Origin of the sequence: uncultured Campylobacter sp. (assembly GCF_938045225.1) — a bacterium.
Lineage (GTDB): Bacteria > Campylobacterota > Campylobacteria > Campylobacterales > Campylobacteraceae > Campylobacter_A.
In genome coordinates this window covers 1-2,308 of record NZ_CALINL010000299.1, presented here as the reverse complement: position 1 = coordinate 2,308, position 2,308 = coordinate 1, and the positions used below count along the sequence as shown (strand labels likewise).

The window sequence follows — 2,308 nt, the reverse complement described above, 5'->3', positions numbered from 1 at the left end:
GCACTCTCGTAATCATCAAATCTACCGCCCTTTGCCAGCACGTGCGCGACTTTTGCTTTTTCCTCGTCTTTTAAAAACGGCTCTAGCTTTTTCATGGTTTTTGAAATTTTACTTAGTTTTAGATCCTCTTTGCTGATATCCTTTACGCCCTCTCCGTCAAAGGCTAAATTTGCCAGCGCCGCGGCGTAATACTGCTCCTTCGTATCTAGATCCATCGGCTTTCCGTCTTTATCCTTAAAGGCGCCTTTGCCAAATCCTTTGAGCCCGAGCCTCTTTGCCACCGCGATATAAAAGGCCTCTACGTCGATTAGCGTGCCGTCTGCGGCGCGGTCTTGTTTAGCGGCGACGGCCGGATAGCGCACGACCGAGGTTTTAGCGATCGTGCCCCAAAGCGAGTTTGGAAGCGCCCAGTTTTCGAGATTTACTCCGTCTGGCACGATGTAGTCGGCGTAGGCGTTGGTCTCGTTCATAAAGGCGTCGATACCGATAAAAAGCGGCAAATTTTTGCTATCTTTTAGCGCGTCGAGTACCGCAACCTCGAGCCCTGCCTGCCCGTACATCACGTTTGTCATGTAGTTTATAAACGCTTTTACTTTGTACGGATAGCCAGCGGCGTGACTAGTGAGCGTTTCGTTTATCAGCGGCATCGAGATAGGATACCACGGCTGCTGTGCGGGATAGCCGCTACCGCCTGCCGCGACTTTGCGCTTAAACTCCGAGCTCGTTTCGTAATACTTGCCCGAGCGGGATAAATTTAGCCCGTTTGGCTTGTATGCGCCCTCGAAGCTCTCTAGATCGTATCTACCCTTTAAAAACTCGTGCGTGCCCGCGCTTGCGTTTACGCTGCCGCCCTTGTAGCCGTAGGTGCCCATGAGCGTGTTTAGACAAAATATCGCGTACGTGCTCATGGCTGCTTGCGTGTGCATCATGCCGCCGTGGACGTTGGTGCTGACCTGCCTGCCGTTTTTGGTGAAATTTTCGCATAGCCAGAGGATATCCTCCACGCTTACGCCGCAAATTTTAGAGTACTCTTTGAGGCTGTGTTTGTAGGCTGATTCTTTTAGCAGCTGCATCGAGCTTTTGACCTCGACTTTTTTGCCGTTAAGTAAAATTTTGCCCTTATAGTAGAGCTTAGCCGGCTCGTTTATCTTGTAACTTTGGATTTTACCGCCTTGAGAGCAGACCTGCCACTCGTCGCCAACAAGTGCAAATTTACCGTAGTCTAGGTGGCCTTTTTGCGTGATGACTAGATGGGTGGCGTTGCACCAGTGTATCTCGCCTGCTAGCTTTGCTTGCTCTAAATTTGGCTGCATGAGGTAGTTTGCGGCGTATTTTTCGTTTTCGATGATCCAGCGTATCATCGCCATAGCAAGCGCAGTGTCGGTGCCGGGTTTTATACCGATCCAGCGGCCTTTGTCTGAGGCGGCAAATTTAACGGCGTTTGTTAGCGTCGGATCTACCACCGCATAGGTGAAGCCGTCGTTTTTACTTCTTGCGTGGGCGACCATTTTGGCTTGCTTTTGGAACGGATTTCCGCCGTTTGCGGGCGAGGTACCCCAGTAGATGGTAAATTTGGAGTTTTCGTAGTCGGGCTTAGTATGGGCAAAGCCCTTTGCGTTGTGCGCGATCTTGCCGCCGACTCTAAAGCCGCCGCCGCAGATACCGCCGTGCGAGTAGTGATTTATAGTGCCGAAAGATTTTTTGATAAAGCGATCGACGATATCCGAGCGTCCGTCGTAGAGATAAAAGCTCAAAAGCTGGTTGCGCTTGGTGCCGTATTCGGGATTTGCCTCGTCGATGAGCTCGTCTGAGAGTATAGCCCTAAGCCCGTCCACGTGCCCCTCGCCAAAAAGATCCCCGCCCTCGACGACCTCCTCGATGAGCTGCTCAAAGCTGATCTTTTTCCACTTGCCCTCGCCTCTTTTGCCCACTCGCTTAAGCGGCGATAAAATCCTAATAGGCGAAGCTATCATCTCCGGTAGCGCCGCGCCTCTAGCACATACGGTGGCGCGCCGATCGTCCTCGCCGCTAGCCGTAGTAGCTAGTAGCGCATCATTTATCGAGGTGTCAAAGCTTGCCCAGTGCACGTTTGATAGCGGGTGATATGGGTTGCCCGTGCATCTTAGCACGCGGTCTGCTTTTTCGTCCACGTGTAGCCGCAGTCCGCACTTTGCCACGCAGCCGTGACACATAGAAAATACCACGCTATGCTCGTCGTTCATCGAAATTTTGCCGTCTTTTACGCTAAATTCGGGCTGAAGCGAGCTGCCCTGCGGTTTATAGTTGTCTTTTATTTTTTCCGCGTCGT

1 protein-coding gene is annotated in these 2,308 nt (G+C 51.7%); it reads right to left on the bottom strand.

Translation table 11 applies throughout. From position 1 onward, the window contains the following. Window positions 1-2,308 (bottom strand): molybdopterin-dependent oxidoreductase (locus Q0200_RS10895; RefSeq protein ID WP_297941106.1); only part of this gene is annotated, 2,308 nt, incomplete at both ends.